Annotated in this window: 24 protein-coding genes and 1 tRNA gene; all 25 read left to right on the top strand. The window is 37.9% G+C overall.

Features of this window, described 5'->3' with window-relative positions; translation table 11 throughout:
- The first annotated feature begins 17 nt into the window (after positions 1 to 17).
- Positions 18 to 1,280, top strand: a complete 1,263-nt coding sequence (locus tag HMPREF1477_RS02265) for a glycosyltransferase family 2 protein (RefSeq protein ID WP_016475656.1) — start codon at positions 18 to 20, stop codon at positions 1,278 to 1,280.
- A gap of 17 nt (positions 1,281 to 1,297) precedes the next feature.
- Positions 1,298 to 2,059: a 5'/3'-nucleotidase SurE gene (gene surE, locus HMPREF1477_RS02260; protein WP_016475655.1), complete on the top strand. Its 762-nt coding sequence runs from the start codon at positions 1,298 to 1,300 to the stop codon at positions 2,057 to 2,059.
- 54 nt (positions 2,060 to 2,113) lie between these two features.
- Positions 2,114 to 2,197 (top strand) — tRNA-Leu (locus HMPREF1477_RS02255).
- A gap of 91 nt (positions 2,198 to 2,288) precedes the next feature.
- The gene (locus tag HMPREF1477_RS02250; RefSeq protein ID WP_016475654.1) at positions 2,289 to 3,053 is read left to right on the top strand and encodes a hypothetical protein; all 765 of its coding nucleotides are present in this window, start codon (positions 2,289 to 2,291) and stop codon (positions 3,051 to 3,053) included.
- Between the two features lie 82 nt (positions 3,054 to 3,135).
- Entirely contained in the window at positions 3,136 to 3,504 is a 369-nt protein-coding gene (gene acpS / locus HMPREF1477_RS02245; protein ID WP_005380493.1) for a holo-ACP synthase, read from the top strand.
- Between the two features lie 2 nt (positions 3,505 to 3,506).
- Positions 3,507 to 5,075, top strand: a complete 1,569-nt coding sequence (locus tag HMPREF1477_RS02240; protein WP_016475653.1) for a bifunctional ADP-dependent NAD(P)H-hydrate dehydratase/NAD(P)H-hydrate epimerase — start codon at positions 3,507 to 3,509, stop codon at positions 5,073 to 5,075.
- Between the two features lie 4 nt (positions 5,076 to 5,079).
- Positions 5,080 to 6,018, top strand: coding sequence for a ComEC/Rec2 family competence protein (locus HMPREF1477_RS02235; RefSeq protein WP_009661053.1), 939 nt, complete (start codon positions 5,080 to 5,082; stop codon positions 6,016 to 6,018).
- 168 nt (positions 6,019 to 6,186) lie between these two features.
- Positions 6,187 to 7,278 (top strand): N-acetylmuramoyl-L-alanine amidase, encoded by a 1,092-nt coding sequence (locus tag HMPREF1477_RS02230; RefSeq protein ID WP_005378716.1) that lies wholly within the window; start codon positions 6,187 to 6,189, stop codon positions 7,276 to 7,278.
- Positions 7,279 to 7,280: 2 nt separating this feature from the next.
- On the top strand, positions 7,281 to 7,841 hold the full coding sequence (locus HMPREF1477_RS02225) for a GerMN domain-containing protein (protein ID WP_009661236.1): 561 nt from the start codon (positions 7,281 to 7,283) through the stop codon (positions 7,839 to 7,841).
- Between the two features lie 98 nt (positions 7,842 to 7,939).
- The gene (gene thiL, locus HMPREF1477_RS02220) at positions 7,940 to 8,917 is read left to right on the top strand and encodes a thiamine-phosphate kinase (protein WP_016475652.1); all 978 of its coding nucleotides are present in this window, start codon (positions 7,940 to 7,942) and stop codon (positions 8,915 to 8,917) included.
- Entirely contained in the window at positions 8,910 to 9,401 is a 492-nt protein-coding gene (gene tsaE, locus HMPREF1477_RS02215) for a tRNA (adenosine(37)-N6)-threonylcarbamoyltransferase complex ATPase subunit type 1 TsaE (RefSeq protein WP_005378694.1), read from the top strand. Before thiL ends, tsaE begins: the two co-directional genes overlap by 8 nt.
- Positions 9,385 to 10,140, top strand: a complete 756-nt coding sequence (tsaB, locus tag HMPREF1477_RS02210) for a tRNA (adenosine(37)-N6)-threonylcarbamoyltransferase complex dimerization subunit type 1 TsaB (protein ID WP_016475651.1) — start codon at positions 9,385 to 9,387, stop codon at positions 10,138 to 10,140. The genes tsaE and tsaB overlap by 17 nt, the downstream gene beginning before the upstream one ends.
- Positions 10,141 to 10,142: 2 nt before the next feature.
- Positions 10,143 to 10,592 (top strand): ribosomal protein S18-alanine N-acetyltransferase, encoded by a 450-nt coding sequence (gene rimI, locus HMPREF1477_RS02205; protein WP_016475650.1) that lies wholly within the window; start codon positions 10,143 to 10,145, stop codon positions 10,590 to 10,592.
- Positions 10,589 to 11,623 (top strand): tRNA (adenosine(37)-N6)-threonylcarbamoyltransferase complex transferase subunit TsaD, encoded by a 1,035-nt coding sequence (tsaD, locus tag HMPREF1477_RS02200; RefSeq protein WP_016475649.1) that lies wholly within the window; start codon positions 10,589 to 10,591, stop codon positions 11,621 to 11,623. The genes rimI and tsaD overlap by 4 nt, the downstream gene beginning before the upstream one ends.
- Position 11,624: 1 nt before the next feature.
- Entirely contained in the window at positions 11,625 to 12,992 is a 1,368-nt protein-coding gene (locus tag HMPREF1477_RS02195; protein ID WP_016475648.1) for a sensor histidine kinase, read from the top strand.
- Positions 12,993 to 13,562 (top strand): ANTAR domain-containing response regulator, encoded by a 570-nt coding sequence (locus HMPREF1477_RS02190; protein WP_016475647.1) that lies wholly within the window; start codon positions 12,993 to 12,995, stop codon positions 13,560 to 13,562.
- A 227-nt stretch (positions 13,563 to 13,789) separates the two neighbouring features.
- Positions 13,790 to 14,071 (top strand): co-chaperone GroES, encoded by a 282-nt coding sequence (gene groES / locus HMPREF1477_RS02185; protein ID WP_004696047.1) that lies wholly within the window; start codon positions 13,790 to 13,792, stop codon positions 14,069 to 14,071.
- Positions 14,072 to 14,170: 99 nt separating this feature from the next.
- On the top strand, positions 14,171 to 15,796 hold the full coding sequence (gene groL, locus HMPREF1477_RS02180) for a chaperonin GroEL (protein WP_005378685.1): 1,626 nt from the start codon (positions 14,171 to 14,173) through the stop codon (positions 15,794 to 15,796).
- 230 nt (positions 15,797 to 16,026) lie between these two features.
- On the top strand, positions 16,027 to 16,446 hold the full coding sequence (locus tag HMPREF1477_RS02175) for a DoxX family protein (RefSeq protein WP_016475646.1): 420 nt from the start codon (positions 16,027 to 16,029) through the stop codon (positions 16,444 to 16,446).
- A gap of 56 nt (positions 16,447 to 16,502) precedes the next feature.
- Positions 16,503 to 17,759, top strand: a complete 1,257-nt coding sequence (locus HMPREF1477_RS02170; protein ID WP_005379922.1) for a diaminopimelate decarboxylase — start codon at positions 16,503 to 16,505, stop codon at positions 17,757 to 17,759.
- Between the two features lie 273 nt (positions 17,760 to 18,032).
- A complete protein-coding gene (gene sufC, locus HMPREF1477_RS02165; RefSeq protein WP_005378715.1) occupies positions 18,033 to 18,776 on the top strand; it encodes a Fe-S cluster assembly ATPase SufC in 744 nt (247 codons plus the stop codon).
- Between the two features lie 8 nt (positions 18,777 to 18,784).
- Complete coding sequence (sufB, locus tag HMPREF1477_RS02160) at positions 18,785 to 20,194, top strand: Fe-S cluster assembly protein SufB (protein WP_005379968.1); 1,410 nt, start codon at positions 18,785 to 18,787, stop codon at positions 20,192 to 20,194.
- A gap of 9 nt (positions 20,195 to 20,203) precedes the next feature.
- The gene (locus HMPREF1477_RS02155; RefSeq protein WP_005379869.1) at positions 20,204 to 21,250 is read left to right on the top strand and encodes a SufD family Fe-S cluster assembly protein; all 1,047 of its coding nucleotides are present in this window, start codon (positions 20,204 to 20,206) and stop codon (positions 21,248 to 21,250) included.
- An 11-nt stretch (positions 21,251 to 21,261) separates the two neighbouring features.
- Positions 21,262 to 22,491 (top strand): SufS family cysteine desulfurase, encoded by a 1,230-nt coding sequence (locus tag HMPREF1477_RS02150; RefSeq protein WP_005379889.1) that lies wholly within the window; start codon positions 21,262 to 21,264, stop codon positions 22,489 to 22,491.
- An 11-nt stretch (positions 22,492 to 22,502) separates the two neighbouring features.
- Positions 22,503 to 22,928: a Fe-S cluster assembly sulfur transfer protein SufU gene (gene sufU, locus HMPREF1477_RS02145; RefSeq protein ID WP_005379947.1), complete on the top strand. Its 426-nt coding sequence runs from the start codon at positions 22,503 to 22,505 to the stop codon at positions 22,926 to 22,928.

The following is a 22,928-nucleotide window of genomic DNA, read 5'->3' as shown; positions in this document are numbered from 1 at the left end:
CTGTGGAGGTTTGTCTTATGGATTACCTACTGGATCTGATACTGATTCCTATGCAGGTAATAATCGTAATTTATACGGTTTATTATTTCGTACTTGCCGTTATAGGTATGTGGCGGTCTCGAGTTCATAAAAACTATACGCCAAAAAATTCATTCGCCATTGTTGTGTGTGCTCATAATGAAGAGGCTGTAGTAGGAGAACTCGTAAAAAACTTAAAAGGTTTAGATTACCCAGACGAGCTGTATGATATTTTTGTTGTAGCTGATAACTGTACTGATAAAACAGCTGAAGTAGCCAGTGCTGCAGGAGCTAATGTACACGAACGTTTCAATAAAGAAGAGGTTGGTAAAGGGTATGCCATGGGGTGGATGTTTGACCGCGTGGATAAAATGGATAGGAAATATGATGCATTCCTCATCTTTGATGCTGACAACTTGGTACATCCTCAATTTATGTTAGAAATGAACGATCATCTCGAAAAAGGTGAATCTGTTATTCAAGGTTATCTTAACTCAAAAAATCCAACTGATTCATGGGTGGCTGGTACTTTTTCCATCATGTTCTGGATGGTTAACCATATGTGGCATTTAGCAAAATATCGCATTGGTTTATCAACGGCATTGGGTGGTACAGGCATGTGTATTCGCACATCTATTATTAAAGAATACGGATGGGATTGTACAAGCTTAACAGAGGACATGGAGTTCTCTATGAAGCTATTAACACATGGTATTAAGACGACATGGGCTCATGATGCCATCGTGTATGATGAAAAAGTAACGACTATGATGGCCTCTTGTAAACAACGCTTGCGTTGGGCACAAGGTCAATTTGATTGTGCAGATCGTTATATTCCTAAATTATTTGCAGCGGGCATTAAGCAAGGTAATATTGTTATTTTAGATGGTATTTTGCAGGTTAGTCAGCCATATTTCTTATTGTTGACGACCGTATATTTGGTATTTTCTTATATCAATGCATATGTACCAATTTATACTAATATTTTGTACCAAATTATGCCTATGTCTGTATGGCAAATTATAGGTATTGGACAATATCTATTCCCATTAATTGTATTATTGAAAATTAAGGTGCCACCTAAAATTTGGTTCTACTATTTGTTATATCCAATCTTTGTATATTCATGGGTTCCAGTAAATATTTTAGGATGGTTCCGTCGGCATAATAAGGAATGGTCTCATACGGTGCATACAAGAGCAGTTGGCTTGGGTGATGTTAAATTAACTCGTATGGGAGATATGAATAAGAATAAAAAATAGAATCTATAGGAGTGACTATGCATATCTTAATGTGTAACGATGATGGCATTTTAGCTGATGGCTTACGCCAATTAGCGACGTATTTAAGTCAATATTATCGTGTTACCGTTGTAGCACCTGCTACTGAACAAAGTGCTAAATCCCATGCATTGACGACTGAGATTCCTTTAAAATTAGATGCGTACAATGGCGAGGATGAAAATCCTCGCCTTTATGCACTTACAGGAACTCCATCAGATTGTATGAAATTTGGCCTCAGTTATTTATTAGCCGATGATATGCCTGATCTTGTTATTTCAGGTATTAATCATGGTTTTAATTTAGGTTCTGATGTATTGTATTCAGGAACTGTATCGGCAGCTATGGAAAGTGCATTTTATGGAATTCCTGGTCTTGCTTTATCTGTAGAGCGATATTCTGTTGAGCGTGGCCATGAAATGCATCCGTTTATTCATGAATTGATTGAGAAGATTTATGTAAATGGTAATTTTGAAGGCCTATTAAATGTTAATTTTCCATTGCGCGGTATTTGTGATTGGGACCATTTTAAATTAGTGAGCCAAGGACTTCAAACTTATAGTAATATCATTGATGCTAGAATTAATTCACGAGGTCAAGATTATTATTGGTTGGCGGGTGACTTGGATTGTGGAAAGGAAGACGTACCAACAGATGTTGAATACGCTCGAAAAGGTTATATTACAGGTGTTACTTTGACCTGGAAACAGCAAGATAATGCGGCGATGCATACACTCACAAATATTTTAGAAAAAATATAAAAAATTTGTTGACAGACCTTTGTTATTCCTATATAATTACAAATGTTCCGAGACGCCGGAGTGGCGGAATGGCAGACGCACTTGACTCAAAATCAAGCGGGTAACACCGTGTGGGTTCAAGTCCCACCTCCGGCACCAACTACAAGCGGAAACGCTTGAACAGGTGATAAGAGTAATCTTATCACCTGTTTTTTGTTTATACGATTCAAGTAAAATGATAGAGGTCTCTATGGACATACAACATATTATGGATTATCTACCAATAACATATGCACTGCAACAACAAGATGTTAGCAAGACAATGGTTGATTTAAAACTATTAAAAGAGATACCCATCGATAGTTCTGTCAATCAATGTCAAGGATTCTGTTATAACTCAAAAAAAGATGTATTTGTGTTGGCCTGTATTAATTCTGAAAATACGCGACAAATTATATATGAGCTAGATCCAAGAACATTTGATATTGTTGGAACCTATAAGTTTCGTGATGCTAGTGTATTAGCACATATGAATACGCTTACCTATAATCCGGATACTAATTTGTTATACACTACGAATGCCATGGTTGATGGTCATCGTATTACTACAATAGATGCAGATACAATGAGTATTGGCAATACTATTACGATTCCTGAACGGGTATTTAATTTAGCCTATGATAAAAAGACGAATCAGTTTATATCGATTGTCCCCATAGATGCCACAATGAGACGTATCAATTATTATAACTCTCAGTTTCAACTAATTCGGTCTAAAGATATAGATGCCCATCATGATGATTATAATAATAATGGCGCATTTGCTACTGATGGTAAGACTATATTCGCAACATTATCTACAGTTGTTACAGTAGATAAAACTGGTAATGTTACAAAGATTTCTTCGTTTCCAAAAGATCTTGAAATTGAAGATATGGATATGCGTCATAACATAATGTATGCAGCTGTTAATATGAATCATAAGGTTTTTATTTATAGTATGCTTAACTATTAATGGACTGCACTTCATCAATGATTAATCTAACAAAATTGTGTATAATAAAATGATAGATAATCGATACATAAGAGGTTATGACATGAGATTAGGTACAGATATTATAGAAATTGATCGAATTAAAGGGGCCATAGAGCGGTCAAATCGCTTTCGACTGCGCGTATACACGGAACGTGAAATCGCTTATTGTGAAAGTAAACGTACAGGGGTATACCAATCTTATGCTGGTATTTATGCAGCTAAAGAGGCTTTTTTGAAAGCATTGGGAACTGGACTGCGATATGGCTCATGGCAAGATATTGAGGTGTGCCATGATGAATTCGGGGCACCATTTCTGAGCATAACAGGGGCTTTCAAAAAAATCATTCAAGAACGAATGTATACGGAATGTATAGTTTCTATTAGTCACTGTCGGTCGTACGCTATGAGTACGGTCATCATAGAGGGGTAATTATGTACAGTTTAACGAGAGAAGCATCACAACATATTGATGCCTATGTACCACGTCATCTACATGTGCCATTGGAAGTGCTCATGGAAAATGCAGGTCGAGGTATAGCCGATGCGTTGGTAGATGTAGAAGGAGACCGTTTTAGGGAGGATCCTTTTACAGGTATGGTTCTATTTGTGTGCGGTGTTGGTAACAATGGAGCCGATGGACTGGTAGCGGCTCGTCATTTAATGGAACAAAGAATTCCCGTTACCATTGCATTAGTAGGCAATGTGTCACATGGTAGTGAGCTATTTAATAAACAACTAACCATGGTTCGTGCCATGGGAATTGATATTGTTTCTTTTGAAAGTTTTAGTGATTGGTCCCGTGTTCATGTTGTCGTAGAAGGTTTGATGGGAACTGGTTTTCAAGGTGAATTACGTGAATCTATAACCTCTGTGCTACATGACATCGATGTGGAACGCAACCAATATGGATTTTCCCTATGGGCTATCGATGTGCCAGCCGGTGTTGATGCCACTACCGGACAGGCTTCTGATTATACATTATCCTATGATACGACAGTAACCTTTGGATCTATTAAAGAAGGTCTATTGTTATATCCTGGTAAATCCTTAGCCGGTACCGTAATAATTGCACCATTGGGTGTGCCTTGGGAATTAGCATTAGGAGCAGAGGCGCCATTTAACACATCCCATTATGTTTTGTATGACCGTTTAGCTTCACTAGAACTCAGTGATCGTATGCCACAGGCACATAAAGGTGTTAATGGTAACGCTTTGATTGTCGGTGGTTCTGAATCCATGATAGGGGCACCTATCATGAGTGCAGAGGCAGCTGTACATGGTGGAGCCGGTAAGGTTTCATTAGCTGTTCCTAACGGTGTGCGACCTATCGTACAGTCTAAATGCATACCAGAAGTCATGGTATTGCCATTAGAAAATTTAGGTTCCATTAATTTACAATCGTATGACGTCGTTGCTGTTGGCCCTGGATTAGGTCGCACAGATGAAGCTAAAGTATTGGTAAACTCTCTGTTAGAACGACAATCGGGACATATGGTTATCGATGCTGATGGATTATATGCTCTTGGCACCATAGGACATGTTTATGCACATGGGGATAAGACTATTACTTATGAAGGCAATATGCAGTTTAAAAATTGCATTATGACACCTCATTTAGGCGAGTTTAGCCGTCTTATTGATACATCTATTAATTTTATAGAGAAGCATTATGTAGAGTTAGCGATTCAATTTGCTGTAGCTCATAATGTAGTGCTCGTTTTAAAAGGAATTCCTAGTTTAGTTGCCTTTCCTACCGGTGAAGTATATATCAATATGATAGGCAACCCTGGTATGGGAACAGGAGGAATGGGTGATAGTTTAACGGGGATTATAGCCGCCTTTGTAGCACAAGGTTATTCTTTACAGTCTGCGGCCTTATTAGGTGTCTATGTACATAGTCGAAGCGCTGATATATTGGCTAAAGAAAAACCTTGGGGCTATACACCAAGTGATGTAAGCCAATCCGTTGGTTTGGTACTACAAGAGTTATTGAAAGGATAGGTATATGACGCGATTACAACGAATACTACTCTGTTTAATAGCTTTATTAGTGCCACTGTTTGTGCTAGCAGGTTGTTCGAATTCAGATGTATCCAAAGCGGCTACACAAGCCGTATCGGCATCATCCAATTATTCTATTGATACAAAGCAGACTAATGCAGAAGGGCATGTTGATATCTATATGCTAGATATCGGCCAAGGGGATGCAATACTTCTTAAAGTTGGTGATGAGTATAGCATGATTGATACGGGAGATATAGAACATCGTGAAAATATTGTAGCCCAACTACATAACCTTGGTGTTACAAAGCTTAAAAATGTCATCATCACACATCCTCATGCAGATCATATGGGTGGTTTTTTAGCTATTGCAAAAGCAATGCCTATAGAACATGTATATGATGATGGTATTTCTGTTGACAATAATATGTATAAAACATATGAAAAATGGATTGAGAAAAAGAATATTCAACGCACTACGTTAAAAAAAGGTGGTACTGTTGATTTTGGTCATGGTGCAGTATTTGTAGTATATGCGCCTTGGGATGATATATTAGTAGATAAAAAAGGGCAACCGGATTTAAATAATAATTCTATTGTTGGTAAATTTATATTTGGCAAATTTTCTATGCTCTTTACAGGTGATGCAGAATTACAAGAAGAACAACGGCTTATAAAAGAGCAAAATAGTAAGCTCTTTGCTCGTATTTTGAAGGTGGGTCATCACGGATCACGAACAAGTAGTTCTGAAGATTTCTTAAAATCCGTCAAACCAGAGAGTGCATTAATCTCTTGTGGGTTATATAATAAATATGGTCATCCTCATGATGTGACATTACGTCATTTGAATGAACACAATATCGCCATTTATCGTACAGATACGATGGGACGTATTCACATTAGTACGGATGGGAATGAATGGCAAATTTCTACAGAACGATGATAGATATGTATAATCGGTATACCTATCTTCATGTTTGTATGAAATAATCTATCTATAATCTAACATTAGTTTATGGATAGATTGGAACGATGAGACGAAACATTAGTATCATCGGCTCATCTCTATGGTTTGGACAAAAAGTATGTCAGTTAGATTGGAGTGAATGTATTGCGTAAACTATTTTTAATTTGCTTTGCTTTTCTCATGGCTGTACCACTGTTGTTAAGTCAAGCAAAGGCTGCTAATTTACAGGATGCTCGTTGGGTAACGAGAACTGATGCACCTGTTCCATATGTACGTATGGTTATGGATTTATCTACTCCTGTAAACGCGGCAGCATCCATCAGTAAAGATGGAAAAACGACAACGGTTACTTTGAAGAATACGAAGCTAAAAACGGCGAAGAATACTATTTATATGGATTCTTCCATTGCTAGCGTAGCTCAACTTTCACAAGTAGGCAAAGATGTGGCAGTTACGATTAAAACTCCATCCGCATTGGATACTAATGATGTGAAGGTTTTCTCTTTGAAGAAGGATACAGTCAATCAAAAGCCGTATCGAATTGTTGTAGATGTACAGAAAAAAGGCGTGGCTCCAAAACCTATCAATTATGGTAAGAAACCATCCCCAGCTACAGCGCCAGCAAGTAGCAAAGGGTCCGGTATATACTCTGTATCAGGAGGATTATCCGGTAAGGTGATTACTATTGATCCAGGTCATGGTGGTAGCGACCCAGGTGCTATCGGCCCTACAGGGTTCCAAGAAAAAAGTGCAACATTACCGATTGCTAAATATTTGAAATCAGCTTTAGAAGCTCGCGGTGCTAAGGTATTCCTGACTCGTACTACAGATGCCGATGTATATGGTCCTAATGCGAGTGGTGTTGATGAGTTGGGTGCTCGCGTTAATATAGCAAACTCCCATAATTCAGATGCCTTTGTAAGTGTTCATATTAACTCTTTCAACAACCCAAGTGTAGGTGGCATTGCTACATACTACTATTCTAAAACTGGTAATGACGCTCGCTTAGCACAAAAAGTACAAAATCAAATTGCTAATGTACCAGGCTTCAATGGTGACAGAGGTATCCAAGAAGGTAATTTGTATGTATTAAGACATACAAATATGCCGGCTATTCTCGTAGAATTAGGCTTTATTTCTAACCCTAATGAAGAACGTGCATTGAAGAGCGACCAAACAAAACAAGACTTTGCTAATCGCATTGCTGCTGGTATTGCTAGTTACTTTGGAGGCTAAGGATGAATATTCGAAATCAAATAACAGTGATTGCTTGTATCGGCATCCTAGCTTTTACAGCGGGCTGTAATTCCAATCAAATGCAAAACACAGGTTCTACAAACGTAAGCCAAGAGGTGAAGGTCAATAAAGATGCTGAAACTGCTAAGACTTCTAGTGAATCCGTTAAAATGGTATTCTTTGTTCCTACTGAAGATGGTTCCGGTGTTAAACAACAATCCGTGGATATCGCAGCAGATAAGGTGACGCCGAAGGCGGCATTGCTTGCCATGTTAAAAGCTGATCGCCAACAAAAGTATCCTATCTTTGATAAAGCGATAAAAATCAACTCTGTAACAGTTAAAGATGGAGTTGCTTCTGTAGAGGTGAATAAAGCTTTTGTTGATGGTAAAGGTGGCGACTTAACTGTTAAGTTGCAAATGGCTGCTATTGTTAATACATTGACCTCTTTTGATAATATCAATGGAGTGCTCTTTGTATGTGATGGCAAAAAGGTTCCTATTGTAGGCGCATTCGATACGAAGAGCCCTGTTAAACGGATGGAACAACTCATAAAAAAATAATGTACGAATCGACCTCATCAGTATGATGAGGTCGATTTTTTTTGCATTCCTATATATGTTACAATACATATAGTGTATAAGATAAAAAAGGTGATATTGTGGAACTTAAAACTCTTGGTGAATTTAATTTCATACATAGTATTGAATCGGATACAATATATGACAATAAGACAGTGGTGCAAGGTATTGGCGATGATTGTGCCATTTATAAAGCTAGTGAAGGGTATGATCAGCTTATAAGTACGGATACCATGGTGGAAGGTGTTCATTTTAGCTTTCATTATATGGCGCCCTATGATGTAGGATATCGTTTGATGACGGCTAATTTGAGTGATATTGCTGCTATGGGAGGTATACCACGTCAGGTTGTATTATCTGTATCTGCACCAGGTCATATTGACACGCGAATTTTAGATGAAATTTATAGAGGGATTAAGGATCAGTGCCAACGATATCATGTAAATCTTATTGGCGGTGACACGGTCAGTATAGATGGCCCCATGGTGTGGACCATTACTATCATAGGCGAAGTGCCTAAAGGTAAAGCGATACTACGAAGTGGTGCCCGACCTGGGGATGTGGTGGGCGTTACTAATTATATTGGTTATGCTGCCACAGGGTTAGGATCCTTATCATATAACTTTGATGGCTATCCTATGACGTGCATCGGTCATCAACGACCAGAACCTCAAATTGAATTAGGCCAATCGTTACGCGAACTTGGTATTCACAGTATGAATGATATTAGCGATGGCCTTAGTAGTGAGTTGAATGAAATAGCAAAGGCATCACATGTTTCAATCGTCATTGATGAAGCACTTATCCCATTGCATGAAGAAACATATAAGCTAGCTGCTGTATTACATACTAATCCTGTTGATTATGCCTTATTGGGCGGTGAAGATTTTCAGCTCGTATTTACGGCGCCTAAGGAGCTTTCACAGGCATTAGAACAGTTAGGTTCTATCACGCTTATTGGTGAGGTTATAGAGGGAAAACCGATGGTACAATTGGTGACTAAGGATAAAGAGATACGCTTATTAGAAGCGAAAGGATATAATCATTTTCATGAGTAAAAATAAAGTTACATTAGAAACATATTCTGTAGAGGATACACAATGCTTTGGTGAACGCCTAGGGCAGTGGGTCAAAGAGTCTGCTAGTCCACTATGCATGGCATTAATCGGTGATTTAGGGACTGGTAAGACTCATATGTCTCAGGGCATAGCAAAGGGTCTTGGCGTGTCAGAGGATATTACAAGTCCTACATTTTCTCTTATGAATACATATATGACATTGGCCGGTGAAATATACCATTTTGATTTATATCGTATGGATGATGTAAGTGAATTAGAAAATATTGGATTTTATGAATTTACAGAGGATCAAGTTGCCATTGTAGAGTGGGCGGATAAGTTTGAAGATGAATTGCCCGATGAAACGTTATGGATACATATTGATTCGATTGATACTCACTCTAGACGGATTACATTAGAGAGCGATGTACTTGACGCTGAAACATTGAATACTTTAGGAGGTATGTATGTGGTTGGGAATTGAAACGAGTTCTGTCGTTTCTAGTGTTGCTGTGATGAATGAAAGTCAGTTACTTGGTGAAATTACTATACAAGCAGGATTGACTCATTCTGAGCAGTTGGTACCACATATTCAATCATTGCTAGAGATGACGAGGGTAGAAAAATCTGATTTAAAAGGAATCGTTGTTGCTAGTGGTCCCGGTTCCTTTACGGGTTTGCGCATAGGAATGGGGACGGCAAAGGCGATGGCTTATGCATTACATATACCTTTATATGGGGTTATGACTATGGATGGATTAGCACGTAATATTCCATACACTACTGATACGATTTGCACGGTTATTGATGCACAAAAGAAACATGTCTATGCGGCTCTGTATACATATGATGGAGAGCGTTTACAGTTTAAAGAAGAGCCATTCGTAGTAGAAGCTGCTTCATTAGTAGAACGATTACGAAACCAACATAAACGCGTCGTATTTGTGGGCGATGGTATTAAGCGGATTGCTCCACTAGTAGAAGATGATGAGTTATTAATCATTGGTGATCCTATCTATCGCATACCTAAGGCTAGCTCTTTATTATTAAGCGCCCGCTCTATGATTGAACGAGGTGAAAGTGCTGATCCTATGGATATGGTACCGTACTATATTAGACGGTCTGAAGCAGAAGTATTGTGGGAAGAAAAGCATAAAGATAACCCTGCTATGTTAAAGGAGAATCCTACAGTCACTGTAATCGAAGCGGCAGGTGAAAAATAGACATGACAGTCCGTAGAGCAACGATTGAGGATGCAAAGGAAATTTTTGCTATTGAAATGGAATGCTTTTCTGTTCCTTGGAGTTTAGATTCCATAGAAACAGAATTACTGAATGAAGATAAGAAACTCTATTATGTCATAGAAGATACCAATGGTGTTGTAGGTTATGCAGGGGCATGGCTCGTATATGATGAAGGGCAAATTACGAATATTGCGATACGTCCATCTGCAAGACGCCAAGGCTTTGGTGCTAAACTTACGAGTGCATTGATAGAGGAATGTTTTAAACGAGGCATGCATGAAATCTTTTTAGAAGTTCGTATATCTAATTTGTCTGCTTTATCTTTATACCGACAATTGGGGTTTACTGTAAAAGGTATGCGAAAAAATTATTACTCAGAGCCTAAAGAAGATGCGTATATCATGTCTCTTATTAAAGAGGAAGGAAAATGAGTGTATATACATTAGCATTAGAAAGTAGCTGTGATGAAACATCGGCAGCTGTACTTAAGGATGGCCGTACAGTACTTTCTAATGTCATATCGAGTCAGGTGCCAATTCACCGAAAATTTGGTGGTGTAGTGCCAGAAATTGCATCCCGCCATCATATAGAACAAGTTATCCCTGTTATTGATAAGGCTTTAGCGGATGCTCATGTCACATTGGATGATATCGATCATATAGGGGTTACCTATGGTCCTGGATTAGTAGGGGCCCTATTAGTTGGTGTAGCAGCTGCAAAAGGTTTATCCTTTGCTACGGGTATTCCATTAGTACCTGTTCATCATATGGAAGGTCATATTTTTGCTAATTTCTTAGCTAATCCTACATTAGAGCCACCATTTTTAAGCCTTGTTGTATCCGGTGGTCATACTATGTTAGTTCATGTGAAAGGCTATGAAGAATTCGAGATTTTAGGACAAACACGGGATGATGCGGCCGGTGAAGCTTTTGATAAAATTGCCCGCGTTATGGGGTTTCCATATCCTGGAGGACCTCATATTGATGCATTAGCAAAAGAGGGCAATCCAGATGCTATTGAGTTTCCGAAGGCCCTTAGTGAGTCGGGAAATTTTGAATTTAGCTTTAGTGGCTTAAAATCAGCTGTTCTAAATTATTTAAATAGTAAATCACAAAAGGGTGAAGACATACATAAGGCTGATGTGGCAGCGTCCTTTCAAAAGGCCATCGTAGATGTTCTCGTAGAAAAAACTAAGGATGCAGCTCATACACTAGGGGAAACTAAAATAACCATTGCTGGTGGTGTATCTGCTAACCAAGGCTTACAAGTAGCATTAGAGAATATGTGTAATGAAGAAGGATTTACGTACTATAAACCAGGTAAAATTTTAGCTACTGATAATGCGGCTATGATTGGATGCCGTGCTTACTATATGGCACAAGCCGGAAAATTCTGCGATTTACATTTAAATGCTAAGCCTAGTGTGCCAATTGGTACCGTTGCATGGGTAGAAGGTAACTAGTATGACTGTACATATATATGATGAACTTGTTAAGGAAACAAATCTATCTAGTTTGCAAGCAGCCCTACTAGTTCATATTAGTCATATGATTCGCTTTGGCCAATCGGTGAGTAAACATAAGATTGTTTTGTTTACAGAGATTGCGAATGATGACATGATGTGTATATATGAGTCTAATGACTCATTAGTTACATCTCGCATACCTAGTTCTGATATGTGGAAAAAACTAATCACCACCGGTGAAAGCTTTCAACAATCCACACAAAATGGATTTGAATATCTATTTCCTATTGTCGATAATGGCGGTAAGACTATAGGAGGCATTTCCTTCTCGTATATAGCACCTGCCAATGGTGTGGAAGGGAAACGAGGATTTATCGTAGCCGATACGATGCACCGATTGATGTTGACGGCCACAGATGAACAAATTAAAGAATATGAGCCTATATCGTATTTAGATGGGCTCATCATTTTTGACCAAAATGGGACTATCTTGTACGGCAATGATACGGCGTTACACTTGGCGGATATTGTCGGTGTTGATCGGCGGTTGGTGGGCACATCTATTTTTGGTAGTTCTTTAAAAATATCTGCTATTCATCGTGTCATAGATGAACGAAATGATTTTGTATCCGAAGAAATCTATCATAATATGGTACTAAGACAGCATTTGATTCCTATTCCGATGGGACGCAATGAATGTCGTTGCTTTTTAATACTTCACGATTGTACCCGTGAAAGTAAACAGCAACAAGAACTACTAGTTAAAAATTCCATTATTAAAGAGATACATCACCGTGTTAAAAATAACTTACAAACAGTAGCAGGCTTACTACGGATGGAAGCGCGGCGCTCTGATTTACCAGAGGTAAAATCGGCATTACAAGAGGGTATTTCCCGTATTGAAAGTATGGCCCTTGTCCATGATTTAGTATCTCACTATGATGAAGACTATATTTCTATACGATCTATATATGATGAATTGTGCCGATTATTACGCCAGAGCATGGTAAATCGTAATCAACATGTAGAATTTCGCTATCATGGAGACGATTGTATTATTTCATCTCATCAAGCCAGTTATATTTCTCTTGTATTCAATGAACTGATTTCTAATAGTATTGTGCATGGGTTGGATGGGACTGATGGTGTAATTTCATTATCTGTATCCAGTATGAATGATACTATTGCACTAGTATTTACAGATTCAGGTAAAGGTTTGCCTCGTGATTTTGATATGGCTAAAAGTAAGCGATTAGGCATGCAAATTATTAATAATTTGGTGACTCACGAGCTACAAGGTCATATGACGATTGAAAATGGTGATGTTGGGGTTATTGTTACAATTCATATTCATAAGGAGCAATAAATGCGTATTTTAATCGTTGATGATGAATCTTTAATCCGCATGGATTTGCGAGATATTATAGAATCTGAACAACATGAAGTGGTTGGGGAAGCATCGAATGGTGTTGAAGCTATTACGATGTGTAAAGAACTAAAACCTGATGCGGTGTTAATGGATGTGAAAATGCCTGAGCTAGATGGTATAGAAGCAGCTCGTCAAATTGGATTTAACCACTTGGCACCTGTTGTACTTCTAACTAGTTATAGTCAACAGGATTTAGTGACAAAAGCTCGTGAATCTGGTGTATATGGATATTTAATAAAACCTGTCAGAGAAGAGCAGCTGATTCCAACATTAGAAATGGCATGTGGTCGATTTTTAGATGATTTAGAATCACGTCAACAAATGGCTGATTTAGAGAAAACTCTAGAAGAACGAAAAATAATACAAAAAGCGACAGGCATTCTTATGGATTTATATAAAATTCCGGAGGACGAAGCATATAATCGAATTCGGCAATTAAGTATGAAGAAACGAGAGTCTATTGTCAATATATGTAAGCTAATCATTCAACAAGCATCGTCTAATTAATAAAAACTATAGGGCGATACATATAACCTTCTATATAAGATATAAAAGCTTATATAGAAGGTTATTTTATATGAATTAGTACTTGTAAAAACTAAAAAGTCAAAAAATCAAAATTAGTACTTGCAATTATTTTGACATAGGTTATAATAATACATGTGATTAGCACTCGATAAGTTAGAGTGCTAATGAATTATGAATAATACATAGTAAATAAGGAGTGACATCATATGTTAAAACCATTAGCTGACCGCGTTCTTATCCGTTTAGAAGCAAAAGAAGAAAAAACTAAAAGTGGTATCTTCCTTCCTGATACAGCAAAAGAAAAACCTCAAGAAGGTGTAGTTGTAGCAGTAGGTGCTGGTAAAGTATATGACAATGGTCAACGTGTAGCTCCAGAAGTTAAAGTTGGCGATACTGTTATGTTTGCAAAATACGCTGGTAGCGAATTAGAAATCGATGGCGCTACTCACTTGATTATTAGCGAACGCGATATCTTAGCAGTATTATAATAGCTTTCAAGGCTATACATGTTAATGATACATTCTATATTGCCTTAGGGCATATATTTCTTTACATTGGATAGTGTTACTATCTAGGAGGTAATACATATGGCAAAAGAAATCTTGTTTAATGAAGAAGCTCGTCGCGCATTAGGTCGTGGCGTTGATCAATTGGCAAATGCTGTAAAAGTTACATTAGGACCAAAAGGCCGTAATGTTGTATTGGATAAAAAATTCGGTTCCCCAACAATCACAAATGATGGTGTAACTATTGCTCGTGATATCGAACTTCCAGATCCATTTGAAAACATGGGTGCTCAATTGGTAAAAGAAGTTGCTACTAAAACTAACGACGTAGCAGGTGATGGTACTACTACTGCAACAGTATTGGCACAAGCTATGATTCAAGAAGGTATGCGCAACGTCGCAGCTGGTGCTAACCCAATGATCTTGAAAAAAGGCATTGAAACAGCAGTAAAAACTTTGGTTGAAGAAATTAAAAAACGCTCCATTAAAGTTTCTGGTAAATCTGAAATTGCTCAAGTAGCTAGCGTATCTGCTGCTGACGAAGAAATTGGTGGCTTAATTGCTGAAGCTATGGAAAAAGTAGGTAACGATGGCGTTATCACTGTAGAAGAATCTAAAGGCTTGCAAACTGCATTAAACGTAGTAGAAGGTATGCAATTTGACCGTGGTTACATTTCCCCTTACATGGTAACTGACCCTGATCGTATGGAAGCTGTTATGGATAATCCATACATCTTGATTACTGACCGCAAAATCAGTGCTATCGCAGATATGTTGCCAACACTTGAAAAAGTGGTAAAAGTAGGTAAAGAACTTCTTATCATCGCTGAAGATGTAGAAGGCGAAGCATTGGCTACATTGGTAGTAAACCGCTTGCGTGGTACTTTCAAAGCAGTAGCTGTAAAAGCTCCTGGCTTCGGTGACCGTCGTAAAGCTATGCTTGAAGATATCGCTATTTTGACTGGTGGTACTGTAATTACTGAAGATATGGGCCGCAAACTTGATTCTGTAGAACTTACTGATCTTGGTACAGCTCGTCAAGTTCGCATCACTAAAGATGAAACTACAATCATCGATGGTGTAGGCGATAAAGACGTAATTGCTAAACGCGTTAGCCAAATTCGTGCACAAGTAGAAGAAACAACTTCTGAATTCGACCGTGAAAAATTACAAGAACGTCTTGCAAAATTGTCCGGTGGTGTTGCAGTTATCGAAGTAGGTGCTGCTACAGAAGTTGAAATGAAAGATAAAAAACTTCGTATCGAAGACGCATTGAACGCAACTCGTGCTGCTGTTGAAGAAGGTATCGTAGCTGGTGGTGGTACTACATTCATCGATATCATCCCTGCATTGAACACCTTGGAAGCTACTGGTGATGTTCAAACTGGTATTAACCTTGTTAAACGTGCAGTAGAAGAACCTCTTCGTCAAATTGCTTACAATGCTGGCCTTGAAGGCTCCGTTGTAGTAGAAAAAGTTAAAAATACAGAAGCTGGTGTTGGTTTCAACGCATTGACTGAAGAATATATCGACATGGTAAAAGCTGGTATCGTGGATCCTGCAAAAGTAACACGTTCTGCTCTTCAAAATGCTGCATCCATCGCTTCTCTTGTATTGACTACTGAAACAATCGTAGCTGATAAAGTAGAAGAAAATGCTGCTGCTCCTGCAATGCCTCCAATGGGTGGCATGGGCGGTATGATGTAATCAACTGCTTTTAGCGATACATAGATAATATATTAAAATCCTAATGAATGTAGATTGCTACATTCATTAGGATTTTTTATTCTTAGAATGAGTCTTGATAAATTGATTTCATAAGTAATTTATGATATAATTCTATAGAATTTCATATAAGAGTCTTTGTTTGACAGACACTATTATATAGCATATAATTTTTATATCTAAAAATATCTATATAATAAAGAGGTGTTACTATGTTGAACTTTTTATTTAAAAGTAAACCTGATTATATTAATTTTGGGCTTTTATTCTATCGCCTTGCATTAGGTATTTCCATGTTCTATCATGGATACTTAAAATATGTAAGTGGTGAACAAGGTCTTTATAAGGTAGGGGCCATGCTGTCCGCCTTAGGTGTGCCAAGTGGCTTTGAGGTTATATTAGGTACCATCGCATCTTATGCAGAAATGGTCGGTGGTATTCTTCTTATTATAGGCCTGTTTACACGTATTGGCACGCTTCTAGTTGTAGGTACCTTGGCGGTAGCGACCATATTGAATCTTAACGGCAATTTCTTTAGTTGGGATTATCCGTCCCAAATGGCCTTTGGTGCCATTATGTTGTTCATTGCTGGTGCAGGTCGCTATAGTTTAGATAAGGCATTATTTAAATAATCAGTTAATTAGAAGACTCATCATAGATGAGTCTTTTACTATGTAGAGAGGTTATTATGAATCAAAAAACAGTTCCATTTACATCTGAACAATTAGAAGCAATTATTGCTAACTATCCGACTCCGTTTCATATTTATGACGAAGAAGGTATCGTTAATAATATGAAGAGATTTATCTCCGCATTCTCTTGGAATAAGGGATTTAAACAATATTTTGCTGTGAAAGCTACTCCAAATCCATATATTATGCGTGTGTTGCAAAAATTAGGGGTAGGCGCTGATTGTTCTTCCTTAGCTGAATTACTTCTATGCGAAAAGGTGGGCATTACAGGCCATGACATTATGTTCACATCCAATGACACACCTTATGTAGAGTATAAAAAGGCTTTGGATATGGGGGCTATCATCAATTTAGATGATATTACTCATATTGAATACTTAGAAAAACATCACGGATCTCTACCAGATACATTCTGCGTACGTTATAATCCAGGTCCTTTGAAAGAAGGGGGCAATACGATTATCGGCCTTCCAGAGGAAGCAAAATACGGTATGACTCGTGAGCAAGTATTTGAGGCATATAAGCAATTACAAGCAAAGGGTGTAAAACATTTTGGTTTACATACTATGGTTGTATCCAATGAACTTGATATTGATGGATTGGTAGGTACAGCTGAAATCTGCTTTAACCTAGCTGTAGAAATTAAAGAAAAATTAGGCATCGATGTTGAATTTATCGATCTTGGTGGTGGTGTAGGCGTAGCATATAAACCAGAACAAACGCCTGTTGACTTTGAAAAATTGGGCGAACGTGTTCATGAAGCTTATGATCGAATCATTAAAGGCAATGGTCTTAAGGATATTGCTTTGGCCTACGAATGTGGTCGTATGGTAACTGGTCCATTTGGATATCTTGTTTCCACAGCTATTCACAAAAAGGACATCTATCGTCATTACATCGGTTTAGATTCTTGTATGGCTAATTTAATGCGTCCAGCATTGTATGGTTCTTATCATCATATTACAGTAATGGGTAAAGAAAATGCTCCTAAAGATCATGTGTATGATGTAACTGGTTCCTTGTGTGAAAATAATGATAAATTTGCTATTCAACGAGAATTGCCAAAAATTGATATTGGTGACCGTATCATCATTCATGATGCAGGTGCACATGGTCATTCGATGGGCTTTAACTATAATGGCAAATTACGTTCTGCTGAATTGTTACTGCACAAAGATGGTTCTGTTACACAAATTCGTCGCGCTGAAACATACGATGATTTATTTGGTACATTAGACTTCTCCGATTTATAATATTGAGAATTAAATAGAGTTGAGAACTACTATTAATAAACTATAAGATATACGGATATATAGGGATTTTTTCTAATTCCTGTATATTTTAGTAGGAATATCTTGCTATCATTTAGATAAGAATGTATAATGAGTATAGATTGTTATGCACATACTTGCTAAAGTGGCGAGAGAATACGGCGGTATCACCCTTGTGCGTACCGCCGTTTTTCTATGTGACTATAAAGTTTTAATCATATAATCAGATTATCTGATACGAAGGAGTGAAATATTTTGGCTGAATTACTTCAGATTAAAGATTTGGAAGTGTCTGTAGAAGAGAAGAAAATTCTTAAAGGCATTAATTTAACAATAAATAAAGGTGAGATTCACGTCGTAATGGGTACGAATGGTGCTGGTAAATCCACATTGGCAAATGCTATTATGGGTAACCCATTGTACACAGTCGATAAAGGTTCTATCGTATTTGATGGCAAGGATATTACAGAAGATGCTGTAAATGATCGTGCAAAAGCAGGTATCTTTATGTCATTCCAAAGCCCAATTTCCGTTCCTGGTATTACTGTAGAAAACTTTATCCGTACTGCAAAATCTACAATTACAGGTGAAAATGTACGTGCGTTGGCTTTCAAAAAAGAATTGAAAGAAAAAATGGATGAATTGTCCTTTGACACATCCTATGCACAACGTTATGTAAACGAAGGTTTCTCCGGCGGGGAACGCAAGAAAAATGAAATTCTTCAAATGTCTATTTTAAATCCAAAATTGGCTATCCTTGACGAAACTGACTCTGGTCTTGACGTTGATGCTGTTCGCATTGTATCCGAAGGTGTTAATCGTTTCCATAATGAAGATAATGCAGTATTAATCATTACTCACCACAATCAAATTTTACAAAAATTAAAACCTGATTTTGTACATGTTTTGATCAACGGTAAAATCGTTAAGACTGGTGATGCTTCATTGGTTCGTGAAATTGAAGAAAAAGGTTACGACGCATACAAAGCATTAGCATAGGAGGCAACATGGAAGAAAGAAAGAAAACCCAAGTTGCGGATATGGACCGTGGTGTCTATGATATAAAGAATAATTTTGAGTATTCCTATATTGCTGATGCTGGGTTAACAGAAGATATTATCCGTGAAATTTGGTCTAATAAAAATGAACCGGAATGGATGCTTGACTTCCGTTTGAAATCCTTAGAGATTTACAATCGTATGGAAATTCCTAATTGGATTCCTGATATTTCTGGCTTAGATATGGAACATATTTACACATATGTAAAGCCTAAAGTAGATATGAAGGGCGATTGGAATGAAGTACCTGACGATATTAAGAGCACATTTGATCGCCTCGGTATTCCAGAAGCAGAAAAAACATCTCTTGCAGGTGTAGGTGCCCAATATGACTCCGAAGTCGTATATCACAGCATTCAAGAAGATCTTGTAAAACAAGGCGTAATTTATACTGATATTGAAACAGCACTTCATGAACATGAAGAAATCGTAAAAAAATACTGGATGACATTGATTCCTCCTACAGATCATAAATGGGCAGCTCTTCATGGTGCCGTTTGGTCTGGCGGTTCCTTTGTATATGTTCCTGCAGGCGTGCAAGTGGATATTCCATTGCAATCCTATTTCCGTTTGAATGCACCAGGTGCTGGTCAGTTCGAACACACGATGATCATCGTAGAAGAAGGTGCTAAGGTACACTTTATCGAAGGTTGTTCTGCTCCTAAATACGATGTATCCAATCTTCATGCAGGCGCAGTAGAATTGTTCGTTAAGGATAACGCTACGTTGCGTTATTCCACAATTGAAAACTGGTCTAAGAATATGTACAACCTCAATACAAAACGTTGTGTTGTAGGTAAAGGCGGTACTATTGAATGGGTATCTGGTTCCTTTGGTTCTCACGTATCCTGTTTGTACCCAATGAGTATTCTTAATGGCGAAGGTGCTCATGCTGAGTTTACAGGCGTAACATTTGCTGGTGAAGGTCAATTCCTTGATACTGGTTGTAAGGTGGTTCACAATGCACCATATACGACAAGTAATGTAAACTCTAAATCTATCTCCAAATCCGGTGGCGCTGCTATTTATCGTGGCCTGTTGAAAATTGGTCCTAATGCAGAACATGCAAAAGCAACTGTATCCTGTGAATCCTTGATGTTGGATGAAATTTCTCAATCCGATACAATTCCAGCTATTATTGTAGAAAATGATAATGTCGATTTAGGTCATGAAGCTAAGATTGGCCGTATTTCTGATGAAGCTATTTTCTACCTTATGACGCGTGGTATTAGTGAAGAAGAAGCTCGTGCAATGCTTGTTCGTGGTTTCGTAGAACCAATTTCTAAAGAATTGCCATTGGAATATGCTGTTGAAATGAATAATCTAATCAATCTTGAATTAGAAGGTTCTATCGGTTAAGGAGGTACTATGAGCGAATTACTATTTAATGAACTTCCTAGACCTACCTTTAGATGGTTGCGTGTTAACCATACTCCAGCAAGTCTTTGGGGAGAATCAGACAAAACTACAGCTGTATTGGTAAAAGGTAATGATGCCATTATAAGCCCATTGCCAGCTGGTACAGCTTTGATGAATACAAACTATAAAGGTGCTAATGGTGAGGCTGTAGCTAAGCTTGTAAACGAAGCTGAAGGCTATCGTATCCATGTGCCTGCTAAGGCAAAAGAAGTGGTAGGTATTCGCATTGATGCGAGTGCACGTATTGCCAGTCGTTTCCAATTTATCGTTGAAGAAGGCGCTGACGTAGAAGTACAATTCTTCTTAGATGGTGGTACAAAAGAGGCGACTAATATCCAATATCTTAATGAATACGATGTAAAATCTAATGCCAAGATTGTCGTTAAAAAAGTAAATCTTTTAGATGAAACTGTACAGCATATCGAACATCGCTATACAAAACTAGAGGATAATGCCGATGTGGAATACATCAATGTAGAAATTGGTGGCAAAGAAAACTTCCTAAACTATGAACATGATTTGCAAGGTGAATCTAGTAAAATCGTTCATGACATTGCTTATTTAGGCAATAAGGAACAAAAATTTGATATTGCTATGCTCATGACACATGGTGGTAAAAAATCTTTTAGTGATATTCATACATTAGGTGCCTTAAGCGATACATCTAAAAAATCCTTCCGTGGTACATTGGATTTCCTTCGCGGCGCCGTTGCCTCTGAAGGTGCTGAAGAAGATACATGTTTATTGTTAGATCCTACTGTTAAATCTATTTCTCTACCATTGTTATTGTGTAAAGAAGATAATGTAGTAGGTAATCATGCAGCTAGCGCAGGACAAATTGATCAAAATAAATTGTTCTACCTCATGAGCCGTGGTTTTAGTGAAGTAGAAGCTAAACATATTATTGTAGAATCAATGATTCGACCAATCATCGATCGCATTGGTGATGACGTGATTGAAGAAGCTGCTTTGACTGCAGTACGTAATAAGATTTAAGAGGATTGACTATGAGACCTATTACAGAAGCATATAAGGATTTTCCTATTTTACATAAAGAACATAATGGTCATCGCCTTATCTACTTAGATAGTGGTGCAACGGCGCAAATTCCTCAAATGGTAATGGATCGCCTTACAGACCATATGCTTCATCACAATGGTAATCCACATCGTGGTTCTCATATCCTCGCTATTGAAGCGTCGGAAGCGTATGAAAATGCACGTGACCGCGTTGTTGAGTTTATCAATGCCCGTGAGCGAGAAGAGGTTGTCTTTACCCGTAATAGTACGGAATCGATGAATCTAATCGCTCATAGCTATGGCGCTAATTTTGTTACAAAAGGCGATAAGATTGTCATTACTGTTGCAGAACATCATGCCAATCTTGTTACATGGCAATATGTTGCTGAAAAAACAGGTGCTACATTAGAATATATGTACTTAGATGAATCGGGCCATTTGAAAGATGGTGAAATCAATAAGATTGATGAAAGTACTAAAATTGTGGCATTTGCCCATGTGAGCAATGTTCTTGGCATGGAATTTCCTGTGAAAGAATTGACTGAAAAAGCCCATTCTGTAGGGGCTGTTGTGGTTCTTGATGGAGCCCAGTCTACACCTCATATGAAGGTAGATGTACAAGCCTTGGACTGTGATTTCTTCGTATTCTCTGGTCATAAAATGTGCGCTTCTCAAGGTATTGGTGTGCTATATGGGAAACGAGAATTACTTGAAAAAATGCCACCATTCTTACTTGGTGGCGATATGATTGAATATGTAAAAGAACAATCTACTACATTCAATGAATTACCATATAAATTCGAAGCTGGTACACCAAATGCTCATGGTGCTGTAACATTACATGCCGCTATTGATTATCTCGAATCTTTCGGCATGGATGCTATTGAGGCACATGAAGAAGAATTGGTATCCTATGTATTGCCTAAGATGCTTGAAATCCCTCATGTTCACGTATTGGGATCTCAAAACCCTCGTGAAAAACATGGCGTTATCGCTTTTACAATAGATGATGTACATCCTCATGATGTAGCGACTATTCTTGATTCTAAAGGTATCTGTGTACGCTCTGGACATCATTGTGCACAACCTTTGGGCGCATTCTTTCACGTAGCTGCATCTACACGCCTCAGCATGTATTTATACACGCGTAAAGAAGATTTAGATGCATTCTTAGAAGTATTAAAAACTGTCCGTTCGGTAATGGGCTTTAAAGATTAGGAGACATTCACATGGAAATGGATCAATTGTATACGGAACTTATTTTGGAACATAATCAAGATAAGCGTAATAAACGTGAGTTAAGTGAATTTACTGCTTCCGAACATGGCCACAATCCAAGTTGTGGTGATGATTTGACGCTACAAATTGATGTACAAGATGGCATTATTAAAGATGCAGCTTACACAGGCTCTGGTTGTGCTATCAGCCAAGCTTCAGCATCCATGATGATTGATATTATCAAGGATAAATCTGTAGAAGAAGCATTGCGTTTGGTAGAATTATTCTTGGGTATGATAAAAAAAGAAGTTACTGACGAATCTAAGCTTGAAGATTTGGAAGATGCTATGGCCTTACAAAATATTTCTAATATGCCTGCTCGTGTAAAATGTGCTGTATTAGCATGGCATACATTAAAAGAGGCTTTAAAGAAATAA

The sequence above is a fragment of the Veillonella sp. HPA0037 genome (assembly GCF_000411535.1).
Taxonomy (GTDB): domain Bacteria; phylum Bacillota; class Negativicutes; order Veillonellales; family Veillonellaceae; genus Veillonella; species Veillonella atypica.
The sequence above is the reverse complement of the archived record's forward strand: the minus strand, read 5'-3'. Positions and strand labels throughout refer to the sequence as shown.

What these genes read in the sequence shown, in the direction of transcription:
- HMPREF1477_RS02240 (WP_016475653.1), top strand. Translation starts at nt 3,507, where the DNA reads ATGTACAGTTTAACGAGAGAAGCATCACAACATATTGATGCCTATGTA.
- tsaE (WP_005378694.1), top strand. Translation starts at nt 8,910, where the DNA reads ATGAGTAAAAATAAAGTTACATTAGAAACATATTCTGTAGAGGATACA.
- acpS (WP_005380493.1), top strand. Translation starts at nt 3,136, where the DNA reads ATGAGATTAGGTACAGATATTATAGAAATTGATCGAATTAAAGGGGCC.
- tsaD (WP_016475649.1), top strand. Translation starts at nt 10,589, where the DNA reads ATGAGTGTATATACATTAGCATTAGAAAGTAGCTGTGATGAAACATCG.
- sufB (WP_005379968.1), top strand. Translation starts at nt 18,785, where the DNA reads ATGGAAGAAAGAAAGAAAACCCAAGTTGCGGATATGGACCGTGGTGTC.
- groES (WP_004696047.1), top strand. Translation starts at nt 13,790, where the DNA reads ATGTTAAAACCATTAGCTGACCGCGTTCTTATCCGTTTAGAAGCAAAA.
- HMPREF1477_RS02225 (WP_009661236.1), top strand. Translation starts at nt 7,281, where the DNA reads ATGAATATTCGAAATCAAATAACAGTGATTGCTTGTATCGGCATCCTA.
- groL (WP_005378685.1), top strand. Translation starts at nt 14,171, where the DNA reads ATGGCAAAAGAAATCTTGTTTAATGAAGAAGCTCGTCGCGCATTAGGT.
- HMPREF1477_RS02150 (WP_005379889.1), top strand. Translation starts at nt 21,262, where the DNA reads ATGAGACCTATTACAGAAGCATATAAGGATTTTCCTATTTTACATAAA.
- HMPREF1477_RS02265 (WP_016475656.1), top strand. Translation starts at nt 18, where the DNA reads ATGGATTACCTACTGGATCTGATACTGATTCCTATGCAGGTAATAATC.
- HMPREF1477_RS02175 (WP_016475646.1), top strand. Translation starts at nt 16,027, where the DNA reads ATGTTGAACTTTTTATTTAAAAGTAAACCTGATTATATTAATTTTGGG.
- HMPREF1477_RS02190 (WP_016475647.1), top strand. Translation starts at nt 12,993, where the DNA reads ATGCGTATTTTAATCGTTGATGATGAATCTTTAATCCGCATGGATTTG.
- HMPREF1477_RS02250 (WP_016475654.1), top strand. Translation starts at nt 2,289, where the DNA reads ATGGACATACAACATATTATGGATTATCTACCAATAACATATGCACTG.
- HMPREF1477_RS02170 (WP_005379922.1), top strand. Translation starts at nt 16,503, where the DNA reads ATGAATCAAAAAACAGTTCCATTTACATCTGAACAATTAGAAGCAATT.
- tsaB (WP_016475651.1), top strand. Translation starts at nt 9,385, where the DNA reads ATGTGGTTGGGAATTGAAACGAGTTCTGTCGTTTCTAGTGTTGCTGTG.
- sufU (WP_005379947.1), top strand. Translation starts at nt 22,503, where the DNA reads ATGGAAATGGATCAATTGTATACGGAACTTATTTTGGAACATAATCAA.
- HMPREF1477_RS02155 (WP_005379869.1), top strand. Translation starts at nt 20,204, where the DNA reads ATGAGCGAATTACTATTTAATGAACTTCCTAGACCTACCTTTAGATGG.
- HMPREF1477_RS02195 (WP_016475648.1), top strand. Translation starts at nt 11,625, where the DNA reads ATGACTGTACATATATATGATGAACTTGTTAAGGAAACAAATCTATCT.
- surE (WP_016475655.1), top strand. Translation starts at nt 1,298, where the DNA reads ATGCATATCTTAATGTGTAACGATGATGGCATTTTAGCTGATGGCTTA.
- HMPREF1477_RS02235 (WP_009661053.1), top strand. Translation starts at nt 5,080, where the DNA reads ATGACGCGATTACAACGAATACTACTCTGTTTAATAGCTTTATTAGTG.
- rimI (WP_016475650.1), top strand. Translation starts at nt 10,143, where the DNA reads ATGACAGTCCGTAGAGCAACGATTGAGGATGCAAAGGAAATTTTTGCT.